Genomic DNA, 17,890 nt, shown 5'->3' with positions numbered 1-17,890 from the left:
ATCAGACGGTCCAGTCGAGGATGATCTTGCCGGACTTGCCGGACGCGGCGTCGTCGAACGCGGCGTCGAAGTCGCGGTAGTCGTAGCGGCCGGTGATCACCGGGGAGAGGTCGAGGCCGCCCTCCAGGAGGACGGACATGGCGTACCAGGTCTCGAACATCTCGCGGCCGTAGATGCCCTTGATGGTGATCATCGAGGTGACGATCCGCGCCCAGTCGACGGCGAAGTCCTCGGCGGGCAGGCCGAGCATGGCGATCTTGCCGCCGTGGGTCATGTTGGCGACCATGTCGCGCATCGCGTGCGGGTTGCCGGACATCTCCAGGCCGACGTCGAAGCCCTCCTTCAGCCCGAGGGTGCGCTGGCCGTCGGCGATGGTCTGCTCGGCGACGTTGAGCGCGAGCGAGACGCCGGTCTTGCGGGCCAGGGCGAGGCGCTCCTCGCTGACGTCGGTGATGACGACGTTGCGGGCGCCGGCGTGCTTGGCGACGGCCGCGGCCATGATGCCGATCGGGCCGGCGCCGGTGACCAGCACGTCCTCGCCGACGAGCGGGAAGGAGAGCGCGGTGTGCACGGCGTTGCCGAACGGGTCGAAGATCGCGGCGACGTCCAGGTCGACCTCGACGCGGTGCACCCACACGTTGGAGGCGGGCAGCACGACGTACTCGGCGAAGGCGCCGTCGCGGCCGACACCGAGGCCGACGGTGGCGCGGCACAGGTGGCGGCGGCCGGCCAGACAGTTGCGGCACTTGCCGCAGACCAGGTGGCCCTCGCCGCTGACGAGGTCGCCGGCCTTGATGTCGGCGACGTCGCGGCCGGTGTCGACGACCTCGCCGACGAACTCGTGGCCGAGGGTCAGCGGCGTGGCGATGGTCTTCTGCGCCCAGCCGTCCCAGGAGCGGATGTGCAGGTCGGTGCCGCAGATTCCGGTCCGCTTCACCTTGATCAGAACGTCACCGGGGCCGTACTCCGGCTCGGGCACGTCCGTGAGCCAGAGTCCCGGCTCCGCCTTCTGCTTGACCAGCGCCTTCAATGTCACGGCTCCCGACGTACGTGTCCTGTGATGTCCGGGTCCGGGCGCGGCGAAGCACCCAAGATCTCTGGAAGGAAATCTTCCGTACGTCGGGCTCGTGGTCCATCGAGGTTTTCTTAAGCGCGCTCGCAGATCAGCTTCACGCCCCTGGCGGGAGCGGTGCGGCGTCAACCTCGGACGCCTTCGGTTCCGCTACTGCTTTCGAGGGGCGCCGAGCACCGCCATGGCCGCGTTGTGTCCGGGGACGCCGCTCACGCCGCCGCCACGGACGGCGCCGGCGCCGCACAGCAGGACGTTGGGACGGTCCGTCTCGACGCCCCACGTGCCCTCTGGTCCTTCCCCGAAGGGGAAGGAGAGATCGCGGTGGAAGATGTGGCCGCCGGGCAGCCGCAGTTCGTGTTCCAGGTCGACGGGGCTCTTCGCCTCGATGCAGGGCCGGCCGTCGGCGTCACGGGCCAGGCAGTCGGCGATCGGCTCGTCGAGGACGGCGTCGAGCTGGTCGAGGGTGGCCTTGAGGAGGGCCTCGCGGGCGCCGTCGGGGTCGGCGGCGAAGAGCCGGGCGGGCGCGTGCAGGCCGAACAGGGTGAGGGTCTGGTAGCCGCGGGCGGTGGCCTCGGGGCCGAGGATGCTCGGGTCGGTGAGGGTGTGGCAGTAGATCTCGGCCGGCGGCGCGCCGGGCAGGTCGCCGGCGGCGGCCTCGGCGTACGCGGTGCCCAACTGCCGGTATCCCTCGGCGATGTGGAAGGTGCCGGAGAACGCCTCGCGCGGATCCACGGCGCGGTCCCGGAGCCTCGGCAGCCGGGTCAGCACCATGTTGACCTTGAGCTGCGCGCCCTCGGCCGGGGCCGGGGCCGGGTCGCCGAGCAGTCCGGCGAGCGCCTGCGGGGAGGCGTTGACGAGCACGTGGCCGGCGCCGACGACGCCCTCGCCGGAGGCGGTGCGGTACGCGACCTCGGCGCGGGTGCCGTCGGTGTCGATCCGGGTGGCCTCGTGGCCCGTGAGGATCGTGGCCCCGGCGGCGCGGGCCGCGTCGGCGAGGGCGTCGGTGAGCGCGCCCATGCCGCCCACGGGGACGTCCCAGTCGCCGGTCCCGCCGCCGATGACGTGGTAGAGGAAACAGCGGTTCTGCAGCAGCGAGGGGTCGTGGGCGTCGGCGAAGGTGCCGATGAGGGCGTCGGTCAGGACGACGCCGCGTACCAGGTCGTCCGCGAAGTGCCGCTCGATCGCCGCCCCGATGGGCTGCTCGAAGAGCATGTCCCAGGTCTCCGTGTCGTCGACCCGGGCGCGCAGCGCGTCACGCGTCGGCAGCGGTTCGGTGAGCGTGGGGAAGATCCGGCGCGCGGCGCGCGCGGTCCGCCCGTAGAAGCCCTGCCAGGCCTCGTACTCGCGGTCGGAGCCGGTCCGCGCGGCGAAGGAGGCGCGGGTGCGGGCGTCGTCGCTGCCGACGAGCAGCCCGGAGTCGCCGTACGGGGTGTACGAGGCGACCGAGCGCTTGCGCACCGCGAAGCGCAGCCCGAGGTCCCGGACGATCTTCTCGGGCAGCAGCGACACGAGGTACGAGTAGCGGGACAGCCGGACGTCCACCCCGGGGAACGGCCGCGTCGAGACGGCGGCCCCGCCGGTCGTGCCCAGCCGTTCGAGGACGAGGACCCGGCGCCCGGCGCGGGCGAGATAGGCGGCGGCGACGAGGCCGTTGTGTCCGCCGCCGACGATGACGGCGTCGTAGGAGCTCTGCGGTGCGGTCATGCCCCTTGCTAGCACCCGACGGCCGGGTCCCACCAGATGGCGTGCGGGGGCGGGGCCGCTACGTGCCCCCGGCCGCCAGCCGCTCCCGGCAGTAGCCCTCGTCGGCCTGGGCCGCGCGGGTGTCCGGGTGGTCGGGGCCGAGGAGGCGGGTGCGGGTCCGGGTCAGGTGGCGGTACTGGTCGAGGGCCTCGGGCCAACGGCCGAGACGGCCCAGGGCGATGGCCGTTTCGCGGCGGCTCGCGAGGGTGTCGGGGTGGTCGGGGCCGAGGACGAGGGTGCGGGCGTCGAGGACCGCGCGCGACTCGGTCAGGGCCTCGTCCCACTGGCCGAGGCGGCCCAGGTTGACGCCCAGGCCGTGGCGGGCGCGCAGGGTCTCGGGGTGGTCGGCGCCGTCGACGCGGGTGCGGGCGGCGGCGAGCTCGCGGTAGAGCGTGGTGGCCTCGTCGGCGCGGCCGAGGCGGCCGAGGCAGATGCCGGTCTCGTAGCGGGCGGCGAGGGTGTCGGGGTGGTCGGGGCCGAGGACGGCGCGGCGGGCCTCGGCGACCTCGCGGTACTGGGTGAGGGCGTCGGACCAGCGGCCGAGCCGGCCGAGGGCGTGGCCGATCTCGTGGCGGGTGGCGAGGGTGTCGGGGTGGTCGGCGCCGAGCAGCCGGGTGCGGGCGTCGGCGACCTCGCGGGCGGTCGCGTACGCCTCGGTGACGCGGCCGATCCGGCCGAGGGTGCAGGCCAGGTTGTGCCGGCAGCGCAGGGTGTCCGGGTGGTCGGCGCCCGTGGTGCGTTCGCGGGCGGCGAGCACGGCCTCGTACACCGAGTGGGCCTCGGCGTGCCGGCCGAGGCCGCCGAGCACGTACGCGGTCTCCTGGCGGGCCGCGAGGGTGTCGGCGTGGTCGGTGCCGAGGGTGCGGGCGCGGCCCTCGGCGACCGCGGCGAAGCGGCTGAGGGCCTCGGAGGGCCGGCCGAGCCGGGCGAGGGCGAAGCCGAGTTCGTAGCCGCTGGCGAGGGTGTCGGGGTGGTCGGCGCCGAGGACGTGCGTCCGGTCCCGGACGACCGTGCGCAGCAGGTCCGCGGCCTCCGCCCAGCGGCCGAGCCGGCCCAGGCCGAGCCCGGCCCGGTGCCGTCCGGCGAGCACGGCGACGAGCTCGCCGGTCGGCGGGCCGTCGGCGGCGGGCGCCGGTTCCGGTGTCGGCGCGAGGGCGCGGGTCCAGGCGCCGGTGAGGGCGCTGGCCGGGTCGTACGCGGGGGCCGCCCGGCCGGCGAGGGTGGTGACGGCGGTGCGGCCGGTGCCCATGGCGCGGGCCCAGCCGGGCAGGGCGGGCGGCGCCGGGGGCGTGAGGCTCCAGGCGCCGCTGTGCCGGCCGGAGGTGAGCCGTTCGCGCAGTTCCGCCGCGTCGGACGGGCGGCCCTCGGGGGACTTGGCGAGCAGGTCGAGCACGGCCAGGTCGAGGTAGCCGGGCAGTTCGGGGCGGTGGCTGCGCAGCGGCGCGGGCGTGGTGTCGCGGTGGCCGATGAGGATGGCCCAGGTGTCGTCCATGTCGAACGGCGGGGCCCCGGTGGCCATCTCGTAGAGCACGCAGCCCAGTGAGTAGAGGTCGCTGCGGTGGTCGACCTCCTCACCGCCGCCGATCTGCTCCGGCGACATGTAGTGCGGGGTGCCCATGGCGATGCCGGTGCCGGTGAGCCGGGAGGTGAAGCCGATGTCGGCGCCGAGGCGGGCGATGCCGAAGTCGCAGATCTTCACGGTGCCGTCGCCGAGCCGCACGATGTTGGCGGGCTTGAGGTCGCGGTGGATGACGCCCTGGCGGTGGGTGTAGGCGAGGGCGTCGGCGACCTGTTCGGCGATCTCGACGACGTCGCCGACGGGCAGCGGCCGCTTGCCGTTGTCGTTGAGGAGCTGGCTCAGGTTGCGCCCGTCGAGGAGTTCCATGACGAGGAAGAGCACGCCGTCGGACTCGCCGAAGTCGTGCACGACGGTGATGCCGCGGTGCTGGAGCGCGGCGGCGACGCGGGCCTCGCGGCGGAAGCGTTCGCGGAGCACGGCGAGGTTGGCGGGGTCGCGCTGCTGGCCCAGCGGCCGCAGGCACTTGACGGCGACGCGCCGGCCGAGCGATTCGTCGGTGGCCCGCCAGACCTCGCCCATGCCGCCGCGGCCGATCACCTCGTGCAGCCGGTACCGGCCCTGGATCAGCCTGGTGTCCGTGTCCGCCATCGCGTGCTGTCGCCCCCGTTTGCCCTGTTGCCGTGCGGCTCCCTCCCCGGCTCGTCCAGTATGGCGGCCGCGCTGCGCAGACTGTACGGCATGGGCCGGGTGTCGGGTCCGAGCCGGTCCATGGCACGCAGGATGTGCCTGGGGGGCAGCCGCCAGCGCAGCCGGTCGGGCACGCAGCGCAGCAGGTTCGCCGTGGCGGTCAGCCGGCGGGTGACGGTCGCGGGCGGCGGCGCGGGCCTGCCGTACAGCTCGTGGGCGTACGGGGGCAGGGAGTCGTACGCGAGGGCGGCCACGCGCCGCCAGATCACCTCCCGCGCGGGGCGCAGCGCCGGGGCGACCGGGGGCCGGCGCAGGAAGTCGTCGACGGTGCGGGCGTCGTCCCCGGCGGCGAGCTGTGGCCGGATGTCCTGGAAGTAGCGGGCGAGGGCGGCGGTGCTGCCGGGCACGGTGGCGGGGTCGAGGCCGACGAGCCGGGCGGAGGTGCGCTGTTCGTCGACGTACCGGTCGGCCTGGGCGTCGGTGAGCGGGATGCCGGAGCGGCGGACGACGTGGAGGTACGAGTCGATCTCGGCGCAGTGCACCCAGAGCAGCAGCTCGGGGTCGTCGACTCCGAGCAGCCGGTGGATCTTCCGCACCCGGGCGCCCGCGGCCTCGGCGGCCTCCGTGGTGCCGTACGTGAGGGTGCCGACGAAGCTCGCGGTGCGCATCAGCCGGCCCCAGGCGTCCCGCCGGAAGTCGCTGTTGATCATGACTCCGCGGACGGCGACGGGGTGCAGCGCCTGCAGGTACAGGGCGCGCACCCCGCCGATCCACATGACGGGGTCGCCGTGGAGCTGCCAGGTGACGGACCGGGGGCCGAAGAGCCCCGGGTCGGGGTCGTGCGTGGTGGCGTCGGGCCGCATGGTTCCAAGGCTAGGTGGAGGGCCCGTCCGCGCGAAGAGTCAGCGCCAGATCGTCTGCACGGAGTCGAACTGGACCCAGGTGATCGGGCTGCTCGTGTTGGCGCCGAAGACGCTGACCGAGCCGGTCGGGTTGATCTCGAAGCGGCAGGCGTTGATGCCCTGGCTGTTGTTGCGGGGCACGGCGGCGCGGACGTAGCCGGTGGGGAGGGCGAAGCCGTCGGGCAGCCGGCCGATCTTGGCGTCGCCGGTCAGGCTGCAGGTGACGAGGCCGCGGGCCTGGAGGAAGACGGTGCCGGCGATGGTGACCAGGCGGACCTCGGGCGTGGCGCCGGCGCTCGGGGTGATCCCGGGCTCCAGGACGAGCGCCGTCCAGGCACCGGCGTCGACGGTGCCGGTCACGGCGGCCGCCGGGGTGGCGGCGGCGAGGCCGCCCGCGGTGAGGGCGGCGGGCAGGGCGAGGGCCGCGCCGAGGACGCTGCGGCGGTTGTGGGACATGCGACTCCTTGAGGTGGGGAAGGTCTAGCGCCAGACGGCGCTGAAGTTGTCGAGCTGCGCCCAGGCGATCGGGTTCGTGGTGCGTCCGCCGTACAGCCGCACCGCGCGGTCGCTGCCGATCTCGACGCGGGCGACGGCGGGGCCGCCGGCCGCGTTGTCGCGGGGCACCGTGGCGCGGGCGGTGATGCTCGGGGTGAGCGCGTCGGGCAGGGTGCCGAGGACGGTGTCGGCGGTGAAGGGGCCCGCGACCCCGCCGGAGAGCTGGAGCACGGTGGTGCCGGCGAGGCTGATCAGGCGTGCCTTCGGGGTGTTCTGATCGGGTGTCACGCCGGTGGCGAGGGTGATCGGCTGCCAGTCGGTGAGGACCTTCACGCCGTCGGTCTCGGGGGCCCCGGACAGCGACAGGATGGTGCAGGTGCGCGGGCCGGGGTCCTCGCAGGCGTAGCCGAAGTGGAGGTGCGGGACGCCGTCGCGGACGGAGACCGCCATGCCCTCCGGCTCGCGCCACTCGAGGCCGGGCGCGGCGGTGACGAACTGCCGGTCGAGCTGGTTGCCGGTGGCCCACTCGAAGGCGGTGAGGTAGGTGTTGCCGGGCAGCGGGACCTTGGCCAGCGACTGGCCCTGGAGGGTGTAGAGGACGCCGGCGTGGGACGTGTACCCCTGGAAGTCGACGCCCTCGGGCGGCAGCACGGGGGTGATCCGCTGGAGCGGCTGCCACACCCCGGCGGCCGCCTGCGCGAGGTCGTAGCGCTCGTAGCAGGTGGCGCCGCCGAGTCCGAAGCGGAGCACGAGCTCGTTCGCGCCGTGGTCGATGGTGGGGGTGATCCACCGGGCGGCGGTGTCGGGGGTGTACGGCTGGGTGTGCCGCGGGGTGTTGTAGTCGACGACGTCGCCGTCGGCGTACGAGAAGCTGGTGACGGCGGTGCCGAAGCCCTCGTTCTTGCTGTTCGGCGTGGAGGCCGTCTCGGTCCACAGCCACACGGCCCCGTCGCGGTTCTCCACGCCGAGGTTGACGCCGTGTCCGAAGCCGCGCAGGTACATGTGGCCGAGGATCGCGCCGGACGGGCTGAGCCTGGTCAGGCACAGGTCGCCGTTGCTCAGCCGGGTGGCCCAGTCGGGGGCGGTGGTCTCACCGGGCAGCAGGATGCCGCCGTCCATGATCTGGAGGGTGTAGACGTCGGCGGTGACGGGGTCGAAGGCGAACGACTGCATGACGGTGCCGTTCTGCAGCGGGCGCCGGTGGAGCAGCTTGGCCACCGGGCCCGCGATGTCTATCTGTCCTGGGATGGTGACGCTCAACGGCGCGCTCCTCGACGACTCGGCTGGCGATCCGACCATGCCTGTTCATGATCGAACCGCGTCAGTCTGCCAAACGTCCTCCTCGACCGACAGGAACCGGGTCTCCGGACGGCCCGCGAGCGCGGGCGAGTCGGCCGGCCGCGCCCAGACCCGGGTGGTGAGGAAGCCGAGGAACCGCTCGGCCTGCGCGGCCTCCGCGAAACCGAGGTCGACCACCACGTAAGCCGGGTCGTCGACCGGGCGGCGGACGGAGTGGTGGAGCACGCCGGCCTCGGCGCGGGCGGCGGCGAAGGTGTCGAAGGCGCGCTTCCACACGGCGTAGTCGGTGATCGGGTGCTCGATGTGCAGGATGATCATGGCTCCTCCTCGACCGGCTCGACGGTCTCCTCTCAGCGTGGGGCGGGGCGGCGCGGCGCCGGTATCCCAGATATCGGGGGATTCGCCCCGTACGCTCCACGCCATGTCCTCCCCCTCACCCCAGGCGTACGACCGGGCGTACGAGCGGATCGCACGGGTCTGCGCGGCCGGCGGCGACCCGCGGGAGCTGCGGGTGCGGCTGCTCCGCGAGCTGCGGGAAGTGATCGGCTTCGACGCCTTCGCCTTCCTGCTGACCGATCCGGTGACGGAGGTCGGCTGCGCCCCGGTGGCGCGCGTGCCGGACCTGGCGGACCTGCCGCGGATCGTGCGGCTGAAGTACCTGACGCCGGTGAACCGCTGGACGGGTCTCTCCGGGGCCGCCGCGCTGAGCGGGTACGGGCCGGGGGCGCGGGGCCCGATGTGGGCGGAGGCGCTGGGTCCGCTCGGGGTGCGGGACCTGGCGTCGGCGGTGTTCCGGGACCGGTACGGCTGCTGGGGCTTCCTGGACCTGTGGCGGTACGAGACGGAGGCAGGCGCCTTCCGTTCCGCCGAGCTCGGCTTCCTGGACCGGATCGCCGGACCGGTGACGGAGGCGCTGCGCAAGGGCCAGGCGGCGACCTTCGTGTCCCGGCCGCCCGGCGCGGTCCGGCCCGGTCCCCTCGTGCTGCTGCTCTCGCCGGGGCTGCGGGTGCGCGGCCGGACGCCCGGCTCGGACGCGTACCTCGCCGGGCTCCTTCCGCCGGAGCGGGGCGAGGCCCCGGTCCCGGCCGCCGTCTACAACGTCGCGGCCCAACTCCTCGCCCGCGAGGCCGGCGTGGATCCGCATCCGCCGCGGGCCCGGGTCCATCTCGCCGACGGGCTGTGGCTGACGCTGCGCGCGGCCAGGATCGGCCACGAGGAGAGGGAGCCGGCGGCGGACCGGGAGATCGCCGTCACCATCGAGGAGTCGACCCCGGCCGAACGGCTTGACGTCTTCTGCCGGGCGCACGGTCTGAGCGCGCGCGAGACCGGACTCCTCGGGCTGCTCGCGGAGGGTTCCGACAGCCACGCGCTCGCCGGGAGCCTCCACCTGTCCGAGCACACGGTCCAGGACCATCTGAAGTCGGTCTTCGCCAAGACCGGCACGCACAGCCGGCGGGCGCTGCTCGCGCGGGCGCTCGGCACATAGGGATCGCGAGGCCCCCCGTTCCGCCCGTCCCCGTGCGGGGTGCCGGCCGGCCGCGCATGATCGAAGCATGTCCCAGGTCACGACCACCGACCTGTACGAGGTCACGATGGCGCTCTCGTACCTGCGGGAGGACATGCGCGCACCGGCCACGTTCAGCCTGTTCGTGCGGGAGCTGCCGCCGGGCCGCGGGTTCCTCGTCGCCGCCGGGCTCGAACCGGCCCTCGACTACCTCTCGCGGTTCCGGGTGGGCCGCGCCGACGTGCAGGAGTTCGCCGAGGTGCTGCGCCGGCCCGTCGAGGACCTCGAACCGCTGCGCGGCGTCTCCTTCGAGGGACAGGTCCGGGCGGTGCCCGAGGGACGCGTCGTCCTGGCCGGTGAGCCGCTGCTGGAGGTGACCGCGCCGCTGCCGCAGGCGCAGCTGGTGGAGACGTACCTGCTCTCCCTGGTCTGTCACCAGACGGCGGTGGCCTCCAAGGCGGCCCGGTGCGTGCTCGCCGGCGCCGGGCGTCCGCTCGTCGACTTCTCGCTGCGGCGCGCGCACGGGGCCGAGGCCGGCATGCAGGCGGCGCGACTCGGTGCCCTGGTCGGCTTCGCGGGCACCAGCAACGTCGCCGCCGCCCACCGTTACGGCATCCCGGCGGCCGGCACCATGGCGCACTCGTACGTGGAGAGCTTCCCCTCCGAGGAGACGGCGTTCCGCGCCTTCGCCCGCACCCATCCGGGGCCGGTGACCTTCCTGGTCGACACCTACGACACGGACCGCGGGGTGGCGACGGCGGCGCGCGTGCTGTCCGACCTGGGGCTCGGGCCGGGGTGCGCGATCCGGCTCGACAGCGGGGACCTCGGCGCCCAGGCCCGCCGGGCGCGGGCCGCGCTGGACGCGGCGGGGCTCGGGGACGTACGGATCATCGTGAGCGGCGGTCTGGACGAGTACGCCGTCGACCGTCTGGTGCGGGACGGGGCGCCGGTCGACGCGTACGCCGTGGGGACGAAGGTCGGCACCGCCGCCGACGCGCCCTATCTGGACGCGGCGTACAAGCTCGTCGAGTACGACGGGCGGCCGGTCATGAAGCTCTCGTCGGCGAAGGCGACGGCGCCCGGCCCGAAGCAGGTCTTCCGCGGGCGGGGTACGCGGGACGTGATCGGTCTGGCGAACGAAGAGCCGCCCGGGGGCACCGAGCCGCTGCTCGCGACCGTGATGAGCGGCGGGCTGCGCACCGGGTCGCCCGACACCCTGGCGGCGGCCCGCGCCCGCTTCGAGGCGGATCTCGCCGCCCTGCCGGAGGAGGCCCGGCGCATCGAGGGCCCGGTGGCCCCGGCGCCGGCGGTGTCGGCTCGCCTCACGGCCCTGACCAGCGTCGTACGGCACCGGATGGGGAGCCGGACCGGCGCCGGACGCGGCGAGCCGGGCTGAGGCGCGGGACCGAGGGAGGAGCGTGGTGGGATGACGTGGGCGCTGTCGCTGGTGGGGGCGGCCCTGGTGCTGTTCGTGCTGCGCGACGTCTTCCACACGCTCTGGCACCCGACCAGGCACGGCGGGCTCAGCCGACTGGTGATGCGGTCCGTGTGGCGGCTGTCGTCCCGGCGCGGGGAACGCCTGCGGCCGGCCGGTCTCTCGGGCCCGACCGGCATGATGATCGTGGTCGCCATCTGGGCGCTCATCGTCGCCGTCGGCTGCGCGCTGATGTACTGGCCGCACATGCCGGACGACTTCTCGTACGCCGCCGGGCTCGCCCCCGGCTCACACGCGGGTCCGCTCGACGCGCTGTACGTCTCCCTCGTCACCCTGGCCACCCTGGGCCTGGGAGACATCGTGCCGACCTCGGGCTGGCTGCGCGTGCTCGCCCCGATGGAGGCCCTGGTGGGCTTCGCCCTGCTGTCCGCGACCGTCGCCTGGATCCTGGGCGTCTACCCGGCCCTCGCCCGGCGCCGGGCGCTGGCCCTGCGCCTGTCCCATCTGCGCCGCAGCCGCGCCACCGCCCGGGCCCTGGACACCGACGGCAGCGCCGCCCTGCTCGACTCCCTCGCGTCGGCCGTCTCGATCGTCACGGTCGACTTCCTGCAGTACGCCGAGTCGTACTACTTCTACGACGGCGAGGAGCACATCGCGCTGCCCGCCCAGCTCGCCTACGCCACGGACCTGGCCGACCAGGCCGCCCGGGCCCGCCACCCGGACGTCCGGGTCTCCGGGGCGGCGCTGCGGACGGCCCTGGACGACCTGGCCGCGGTGCTCGACGCGCGCTTCCTGCGTACGGGCGAGGCCCCGGCGGACGTCTTCGCGGCGTACGCGGCCGACCACGGCCGCTGAGCCGGGCCGGACAGGGCAGTGCGGAAGGCGGGGCGCGCGGGAGGAGGAGGGGCCCATCCGCTTCTCGCGGATCCTGATTGTGCGGTGCACGGCACGAAGCCGCTTCTCCGCGTCCTCTCGGAAGGGGACCCCTCCTCACCCTCAGCAAAGCACCGGTCGGCGTCCGGCGCCACGCAGTGGCCGGGACAGGGACCTGCGCCACGCGGTGGCCGGGCGCAGGCGACGGGTCAGCGGCGGACGCGGGGCATGCCGAGGCCGATCCAGGAGATGATCTCGCGCTGGATCTCGTTGTTCCCGCCGCCGAAGGTGAAGATGACGGCGGAGCGGTAGCCGCGTTCCAGTTCGCCGTGCAGCACCGCGCCGGCCGAGCCCTCCTTCAGCGCGCCGGCGGCGCCGGTGACCTCCATGAGGGAGGCGTAGGCGTCGCGGCGGGCCTCGGAGCCGTACACCTTGACCGCGGAGGCGTCGTGCGGGGTGAGGGTGCCCTGCTGGACGGCGTTCACCATCTGCCAGTTGAGCAGCTTCATCGCGTCGAGGCGGGCGTGAGTGCGGGCCAGGGTGCGGCGGACCCAGCCGAGGTCGAGGACGCGGCGCCCGTCGGCGAGCTTGGTGTCGGCGGCCCAGCGCTGCACGTCGTGCAGGGCGCGGATGGCCATGGTGCCGTGGGCGGCGAGGGTGACGCGCTCGTGGTTGAGCTGGTTGGTGATCAGCCGCCAGCCCTTGTTCTCGTCGCCGACGCGGCGGGAGCAGGGCACGCGGATGTTCTCGTAGTAGCTCGCGGTGGTGTCGTGGGAGGCGAGGGTGTTGATGACGGTGCAGGAGTAGCCCGGGTCGCTGGTCGGCACGAGCAGCATGGTGATGCCCTTGTGCGGCGGTGCGGCGGGGTCCGTGCGGACGGCGAGCCAGACCCAGTCCGCGGTGTCGCCGTTGGTGGTCCAGATCTTCTGCCCGTTGACCAGGTAGTGCCCGGTGGTCTCGTCGCCCTCGCGGACCGCGCGGGTCTTCAGGGCGGCCAGGTCGGTGCCGGCGTCGGGCTCGCTGTAGCCGATCGCGAAGTCGATCTCGCCGGAGAGGATCCGGGGCAGGAAGTACGCCTTCTGCTCGTCGGTGCCGAACTGCATGATCGTCGGGCCGACGGTGTTGAGGGCCATCAGCGGCAGCGGTACGCCGGCCTGGGCGGCCTCGTCGAAGAAGATGAACTGCTCCATGGGCGTGAGCCCGCGGCCGCCGTACTCGGTCGGCCAGCCGACGCCCAGCCAGCCGTCGGTGCCGAGGCGGCGCACGGTCTCGCGGTAGAAGCGCTTCTGGGCGGCGGGGTCGGCGTATCTGGCGTGGACGTCCTCGGGGACGAGCTCGGCGAAGTAGGCCCGCAGCTCGGCGCGCAGGCGGTGCTGGGCGGGCGTGTACTCGAGGTGCATGGCGTCTCCCGTGGCTCGGGCTCGGGGCGTGCGGCGGCCACGGTAGAACGTGTTCCAGAAATGCGGAAGGCCCGTGCACCGGCCGGTTGCGTGGCACGGCGGGTGGCGCACGGACCCTTCCGCCCCGCTGGACGGGAGACGGTCGGATGGGGAGTGTGGAGCGTCAGGGGAGGAGTTCGTCCATGCAGGCGCGGGCCCCCTTCTCCGCCATGCGGCGCTCCGCCCAGGCAAGGCTCTTCTTGTTCACGTCACGCCCGGAGGCCAGGATCAGGTCCTCGGCCGTGAACTCGCCCTCGGACCCGGCGTGGAGCAGCCTGTCGGGTGTCGGGCTGTCCCCCCTCAGCGTCTTGGACGTCTTGTCGGCTTCTCCGTTCATGCCGCCTCCTCGTGTTCCGCACGCTTCTGCAGGCACTCGCCATTCTCGTGGCCGGATCCCGGTCCCGCACGTCGGTACAGTGCCGGGCCCGCCGAAGGCCCGGCCGCTCACCGCGAGCACGGTGCCGGCGGGCGAGCAGTGCGCCGCGACGTTCCGCCGATTCCGCCCGTGTGGGCGCGTCGCCGCCATGGCGTACGGGGGGTGCCGGTTCGACAATGGGGAGGATGACCGATGACGAGCTGAGCGCGCACGGCGGCGAGATCAGGCCGGCCGAGCGCCTCGCCATGAACCGCACCGGCAGCTTCGACTGGGACCTCGACACCGGCACCATCGATGTCGACGACGCGGGCCTGCTGGTCTTCGGTCTTGCCCAGGACGACTTCGACGGGCGGCCCACGACCCTCGTCCGCGGTCTGGATCCGCAGGAGCGGGCCCGGCTGGACGGCGTGGTCCGGCACGCGATCACCGGCGGCGAGAACTCGTACTCGGCACACGTGCGGATCGAGGCGGCCGACGGGACACCCCAATGGACGCACGTCCAGGCCCGGATCCTGCGTCGGGACGACGGGCGGGCGCACCGGATCGTGGGGATCGCGCGGGACGCGACGGCCGAGGTGACGCACTCGGCGTTCCTGTTGGACCTGGAGAAGCGCCGCGAGGTGCAGACGAGCATCGTGGAGCGGACGACGCACGCGCTGTCGCGGGCGGTGACCGTGGACGACGTGACGGCCTCGCTGACCGGCCCCGGCGGGCTGGCCCGGCTCGGTGCCGACGGGCTGGCCCTGGGCCTGGCGGAGAACGGCTCGCTCAACCTCATCGCGCTCAGCGGCGAGTCCATGGAGGCCTTCGACGACTTCCGCAGCCGCCGCCTGGACCGGGGCCTGCCGCTCGCGGAGACGGTGCTGAGCGGGCGGCCGCGTTTCGTGTCCTCGTTCCAGGACCTGGGCCGGGACTTCCCCGAGCTGGCCCCGTACGTGCAGCGGATGCCGTTCCGGTCGGCCTGCTATCTGCCGCTGATCGCGCAGGCCCGGGCGCTGGGCGGGATGGCGCTGTTCTACCGGCGGCCCAGCTCGTTCAAGTCCGACGAGCGCAACCTGCTGCTCGGTCTGGCGGCGATCGTGGCGCAGTCGCTGCAGCGGGCGATCCTCTTCGACGAGGAGCGGGAGCTGGCGACCGGCCTGCAGGCGACGATGCTGCCGCGCCGGATCCCGCAGATCAAGGGCGGCGAGATCGCGGTGCGCTATCACGCGGCGTGGAGCGGACGGCAGGTCGGCGGCGACTGGTACGACGTGATCCCGCTGCCGCGCGGGCGGGTCGGGGTCGTCGTCGGCGACGTGCAGGGTCATGACACGCACGCCGCCGCGATCATGGGCCAGCTGCGGATCGCGCTGCGGGCGTACGCGGGCGAGGGCCACTCCCCGTCGACGGTGCTCGCCCGGGCCTCCCGCTTCCTCGCCGAGCTGGACACCAATCGCTTCGCGACCTGCACGTACGCGCAGGTGGACCTGGCCGGCGGCACGGTGCGCGGGGTGCGGGCGGGGCATCTGGGGCCGCTGATCCGGCACACGGACGGACGGGTGGGCCGGCCGAAGCTGCGCGGCGGGCTGCCGCTGGGGCTCGCGACGGTCTTCGGGGAGGAGGAGTTCCCGGAGACCCGGCTGGACCTGGTGCCGGGCGAAACGCTGGTGCTGTGCACGGACGGGCTCGTCGAACAGCCGGGCACCGACATCGAGACGGGGCTCGCGGCGCTGGCGGAGGCGGTGAGCAGCGGCCCGCCGCAGGCGGAGGCGCTCGCGGACCACCTCTCCGAACGGCTGTGGGAGCGCTGGGGTTCGGGCGACGACGTGGCGCTGCTCGTGCTGCGCCGCACCCCCGACCCGGGGACGCCCCGCGCGCCGCGCATCCACCAGTACATCCACCAGGCCGATCCGCAGGGCCTGTCGGACGCCCGGGCGGCCGTGGGGCAGGCGCTCGTCGACTGGGGCATGCCCGAACTCGCGGACGACGCCGAGCTGTTGACCGGCGAGCTGCTGGTCAACGTGCTCCTGCACACCGAGGGCGGTGCCGTGCTCACCCTGGAGGTGCTGCCGGAGCCGGTGCGCCGGGTGCGGCTCTCGGTGCAGGACCGGTCGAGCGCCTGGCCGCGGCGGCGCACCCCGGGCGAGGCGGCGACGTCGGGGCGCGGGCTGCTCCTGATGGACGCGATCGCCGCGCGGTGGGGCGTGGAGCCGCGCGGCGAGGGCAAGGCGGTGTGGTGCGAGATCGGCCCCGCGGCGTCGAACGGCCCCGCCGACGGTGTCCCCGTCGTGGCGGACTGAGCGAAGGACGGTGCGGCCGATGGACCCGGTGGCGGCCCTGGACCGGATCGCGTTCCTCCTGGAGCGCGCGCAGGCGCCCACGTACCGGGCCCGCACCTTCCGTACGGCCTCGGCGGCGCTGACGGCCCTGGGCCCCGACGAGGTGGCGCGGCGCGCGGCCGCCGGCACCCTGGAGTCCGTCAAGGGCATCGGGCCGAAGACGGCGGCCGTGGTGCACGAGGCGCTGGCCGGGCGGGTGCCCGAGTACCTGGAGCACCTGGAGAAGGAGGTCCCGGTCCCGGAGGCCGCCGGCGGTGAGATGCTGCGGGCCGCGCTGCGCGGCGACTGCCACATGCACTCGGACTGGTCGGACGGCGGCAGCACCATCGAGGACATGGGCGGCACCGCGGCCCGGATCGGCCACGAGTGGACCGTTCTGACGGACCACTCGCCCAGTCTGAAGGTGGCGCGCGGCCTGTCGCCCGACCGGCTGCGCGAGCAACTCGACGTGGTGGCCCGGCTGAACGAGCGGTGGGCGCCGTTCCGGCTGCTCACCGGCATCGAGTGCGACATCCTGGAGGACGGTTCGCTGGACCAGGAGCCGGAACTCCTCGACCGGCTCGACGTGGTGGTGGGCTCGGTGCACTCCAAGCTCCGGATGGACTCCCGGGCGATGACCCGGCGGATGGAGCGCGCGGTGCGCAATCCGCTGATGGACGTCCTCGGTCACTGCACCGGCCGCCTGGTCAGCGGCGGCCGGCTGCGCCCCGAGTCGGAGTTCGACGCCGAACGGGTCTTCGCGGCCTGCGCGGAGTCCGGCACGGCGGTCGAGATCAACAGCCGTCCGGAGCGCCTCGATCCGCCCCGCCGGCTGCTGCGCGAGGCGGTGGCGGCGGGCGTGTACTTCGCGATCGACACGGACGCGCACGCGCCGGGCCAGCTGGGGTGGCAGATCCTGGGCTGCGCGCGGGCGGAGGAGTGCGGGGTGCCGGCCGAGCGGGTGATCAACACCTGGCCGGCGGAGACCCTTCTGGCGTGGACGCGCGGCTGAGCCGCTACCCGTCCGCAACTCGTACGGCACGGTCCGACAGCAGCACGGCACAGGCCGCGGCCGTCAGGAGTCCGCCGGCGAGAAACGTGGCCCGCACGTCGGCGTGCGGGAGGATCAGGCCGCCGAGCGCGGCACCGGCGGCGATGCCGGCGTTGTAGGCACCGGAGTTGGCGGCCAGGGCGAGGTCCGTGCGGCCGGGGGCGCAGTGGAGCATGGCGTGCTGGGTGGCCATGAAGACGGGGCCGAGGGCGGCGCCGGTGAGCAGCAGGAAGAGGACGGCGGTCGTGGGGCGGTCGCCCGCGGCGTACAGGCCGAGCAGGCCGGCCGCCTGGGCGCCGACGGCGGCGCTGAGGACACCGCGCGGGTGGCGGTCGAGCAGGGCTCCGGTGAGGGTGACCCCGGCCAGGCAGGCGGTGCCGAAGGCCGTGAGGAGCACGCCGACGGTGCCGGGACGGAATCCGCTGACGTCGCCGAGGAAGGGCACGAGGTACGTGTATCCCGCGAACGCCCCGGTGGCGGAGAGGGTTCCGGCCGCGAGCACGATCGCGAAGCGGCGCCGGTCGGGTCGCGTTCCGTAGGCGGCGGGTTCCGTCTCGGGGCGCGAGGTCGGCAGGAGGGCGGCGACGACCAGCAGGGAGACGAGTCCGAGGCAGGCCACGACCACGACCGGCACCGGCCAGCCGCTGTGCCGGCCCAGCCAGGTGCCGGCGGGCACTCCGGCCACCAGGGCGAGCGAACCGGCCGTGGACAGCGCGCCGACCACCCGCCCCCGCACCCGGGCCGGGTAGAGCCCCACCGCGACCGGCCCCATCACGGCCCAGAACAGCGCCTGGGCGAGCGCGGTCACCAGGCGGGCGGCGAGCAGCGGCCCGTACGAGTCGGCGAGGGCCGCGGCCAGGCTGGAGGCTACGAGTGCGCCGAGCAGGCCGGCCAGGACGTGCCGCCGGGGCGCGGCGCGCACGGCGTGGGCGAGCGGCAGCGACGCGATGGCCACGGTGAGGCCGTAACCGGTCACGAGGAGGCCGACCGCCGGCACGGAGACGCCGAGGTCCGCCGCGACGACCTCCAGGAGCCCGATCGGCAGGTTCTCGGCGGTGTTGAAGGTGAAGGCGGCCAGCATCAGCGCGCCGAGCACCGCCGCCCGCCGCCACGCCGCCGCCGGCCGCCGGAGCTGCCCAAAGCCGGTCCCGGTCCCGGTCCTGACCCCGGCCTCGTCCATGGCCCTGTCCATGGGGCC

15 protein-coding genes are annotated in these 17,890 nt (G+C 74.3%); 5 read left to right on the top strand and 10 right to left on the bottom strand.

Going from position 1 to position 17,890, the window contains the following annotated elements; all coding sequences use genetic code 11:
- Position 1 precedes the first annotated feature (1 nt).
- The 7 genes from tdh to ACWEJX_RS11230 all read right to left on the bottom strand — a co-directional run bounded on the left by tdh (position 2) and on the right by ACWEJX_RS11230 (position 8,035).
- Positions 2-1,030 (bottom strand): L-threonine 3-dehydrogenase, encoded by a 1,029-nt coding sequence (gene tdh, locus ACWEJX_RS11260; RefSeq protein WP_451607249.1) that lies wholly within the window; start codon positions 1,028-1,030, stop codon positions 2-4.
- 192 nt (positions 1,031-1,222) lie between these two features.
- Positions 1,223-2,776 (bottom strand): phytoene desaturase family protein, encoded by a 1,554-nt coding sequence (locus ACWEJX_RS11255; protein WP_451607225.1) that lies wholly within the window; start codon positions 2,774-2,776, stop codon positions 1,223-1,225.
- A gap of 58 nt (positions 2,777-2,834) precedes the next feature.
- Entirely contained in the window at positions 2,835-4,982 is a 2,148-nt protein-coding gene (locus ACWEJX_RS11250; protein ID WP_451607224.1) for a tetratricopeptide repeat protein, read from the bottom strand.
- Complete coding sequence (locus tag ACWEJX_RS11245; protein ID WP_451607223.1) at positions 4,958-5,884, bottom strand: oxygenase MpaB family protein; 927 nt, start codon at positions 5,882-5,884, stop codon at positions 4,958-4,960. Before ACWEJX_RS11245 ends, ACWEJX_RS11250 begins: the two co-directional genes overlap by 25 nt.
- A gap of 39 nt (positions 5,885-5,923) precedes the next feature.
- Complete coding sequence (locus ACWEJX_RS11240) at positions 5,924-6,379, bottom strand: hypothetical protein (protein WP_451607222.1); 456 nt, start codon at positions 6,377-6,379, stop codon at positions 5,924-5,926.
- A 24-nt stretch (positions 6,380-6,403) separates the two neighbouring features.
- Complete coding sequence (locus tag ACWEJX_RS11235) at positions 6,404-7,678, bottom strand: phage baseplate protein (protein ID WP_451607221.1); 1,275 nt, start codon at positions 7,676-7,678, stop codon at positions 6,404-6,406.
- Positions 7,679-7,723: 45 nt separating this feature from the next.
- Positions 7,724-8,035 (bottom strand): hypothetical protein, encoded by a 312-nt coding sequence (locus ACWEJX_RS11230; protein ID WP_451607220.1) that lies wholly within the window; start codon positions 8,033-8,035, stop codon positions 7,724-7,726.
- 103 nt (positions 8,036-8,138) lie between these two features.
- Between ACWEJX_RS11230 and ACWEJX_RS11225 the strand changes: the two genes are divergently transcribed.
- From ACWEJX_RS11225 to ACWEJX_RS11215, 3 genes are all read left to right on the top strand, one after another.
- Positions 8,139-9,203, top strand: a complete 1,065-nt coding sequence (locus tag ACWEJX_RS11225; RefSeq protein WP_451607219.1) for a helix-turn-helix transcriptional regulator — start codon at positions 8,139-8,141, stop codon at positions 9,201-9,203.
- A gap of 67 nt (positions 9,204-9,270) precedes the next feature.
- Positions 9,271-10,617: a nicotinate phosphoribosyltransferase gene (locus ACWEJX_RS11220; RefSeq protein WP_451607218.1), complete on the top strand. Its 1,347-nt coding sequence runs from the start codon at positions 9,271-9,273 to the stop codon at positions 10,615-10,617.
- A gap of 30 nt (positions 10,618-10,647) precedes the next feature.
- Positions 10,648-11,511 carry a potassium channel family protein gene (locus tag ACWEJX_RS11215; protein ID WP_451607217.1) on the top strand — a complete coding sequence of 288 codons (864 nt, stop codon included), beginning with the start codon at positions 10,648-10,650 and terminating at the stop codon, positions 11,509-11,511.
- Positions 11,512-11,738: 227 nt separating this feature from the next.
- Here ACWEJX_RS11215 and ACWEJX_RS11210 read toward each other — a convergent pair whose 3' ends face one another.
- Entirely contained in the window at positions 11,739-12,929 is a 1,191-nt protein-coding gene (locus ACWEJX_RS11210) for an acyl-CoA dehydrogenase family protein (protein WP_451607216.1), read from the bottom strand.
- Between the two features lie 163 nt (positions 12,930-13,092).
- Positions 13,093-13,305 (bottom strand): hypothetical protein, encoded by a 213-nt coding sequence (locus ACWEJX_RS11205; protein WP_451607215.1) that lies wholly within the window; start codon positions 13,303-13,305, stop codon positions 13,093-13,095.
- A gap of 215 nt (positions 13,306-13,520) precedes the next feature.
- On the opposite strand from ACWEJX_RS11205, the gene ACWEJX_RS11200 reads away from it, so the two are divergent.
- Both ACWEJX_RS11200 and ACWEJX_RS11195 read left to right on the top strand, forming a co-directional pair.
- Positions 13,521-15,623 (top strand): SpoIIE family protein phosphatase, encoded by a 2,103-nt coding sequence (locus ACWEJX_RS11200; RefSeq protein WP_451607214.1) that lies wholly within the window; start codon positions 13,521-13,523, stop codon positions 15,621-15,623.
- A 19-nt stretch (positions 15,624-15,642) separates the two neighbouring features.
- The gene (locus tag ACWEJX_RS11195) at positions 15,643-16,653 is read left to right on the top strand and encodes a PHP domain-containing protein (protein ID WP_451607213.1); all 1,011 of its coding nucleotides are present in this window, start codon (positions 15,643-15,645) and stop codon (positions 16,651-16,653) included.
- A 4-nt stretch (positions 16,654-16,657) separates the two neighbouring features.
- On the opposite strand, the gene ACWEJX_RS11190 is transcribed toward ACWEJX_RS11195, so the two are convergent.
- Positions 16,658-17,773, bottom strand: a complete 1,116-nt coding sequence (locus ACWEJX_RS11190) for an MFS transporter (protein ID WP_451607248.1) — start codon at positions 17,771-17,773, stop codon at positions 16,658-16,660.
- Between the last annotated feature and the right edge of the window lie 117 nt (positions 17,774-17,890).

This window comes from Streptomyces sp. NPDC004788 (assembly GCF_053601115.1).
The sequence above is the reverse complement of the archived record's forward strand: the minus strand, read 5'-3'. Positions and strand labels throughout refer to the sequence as shown.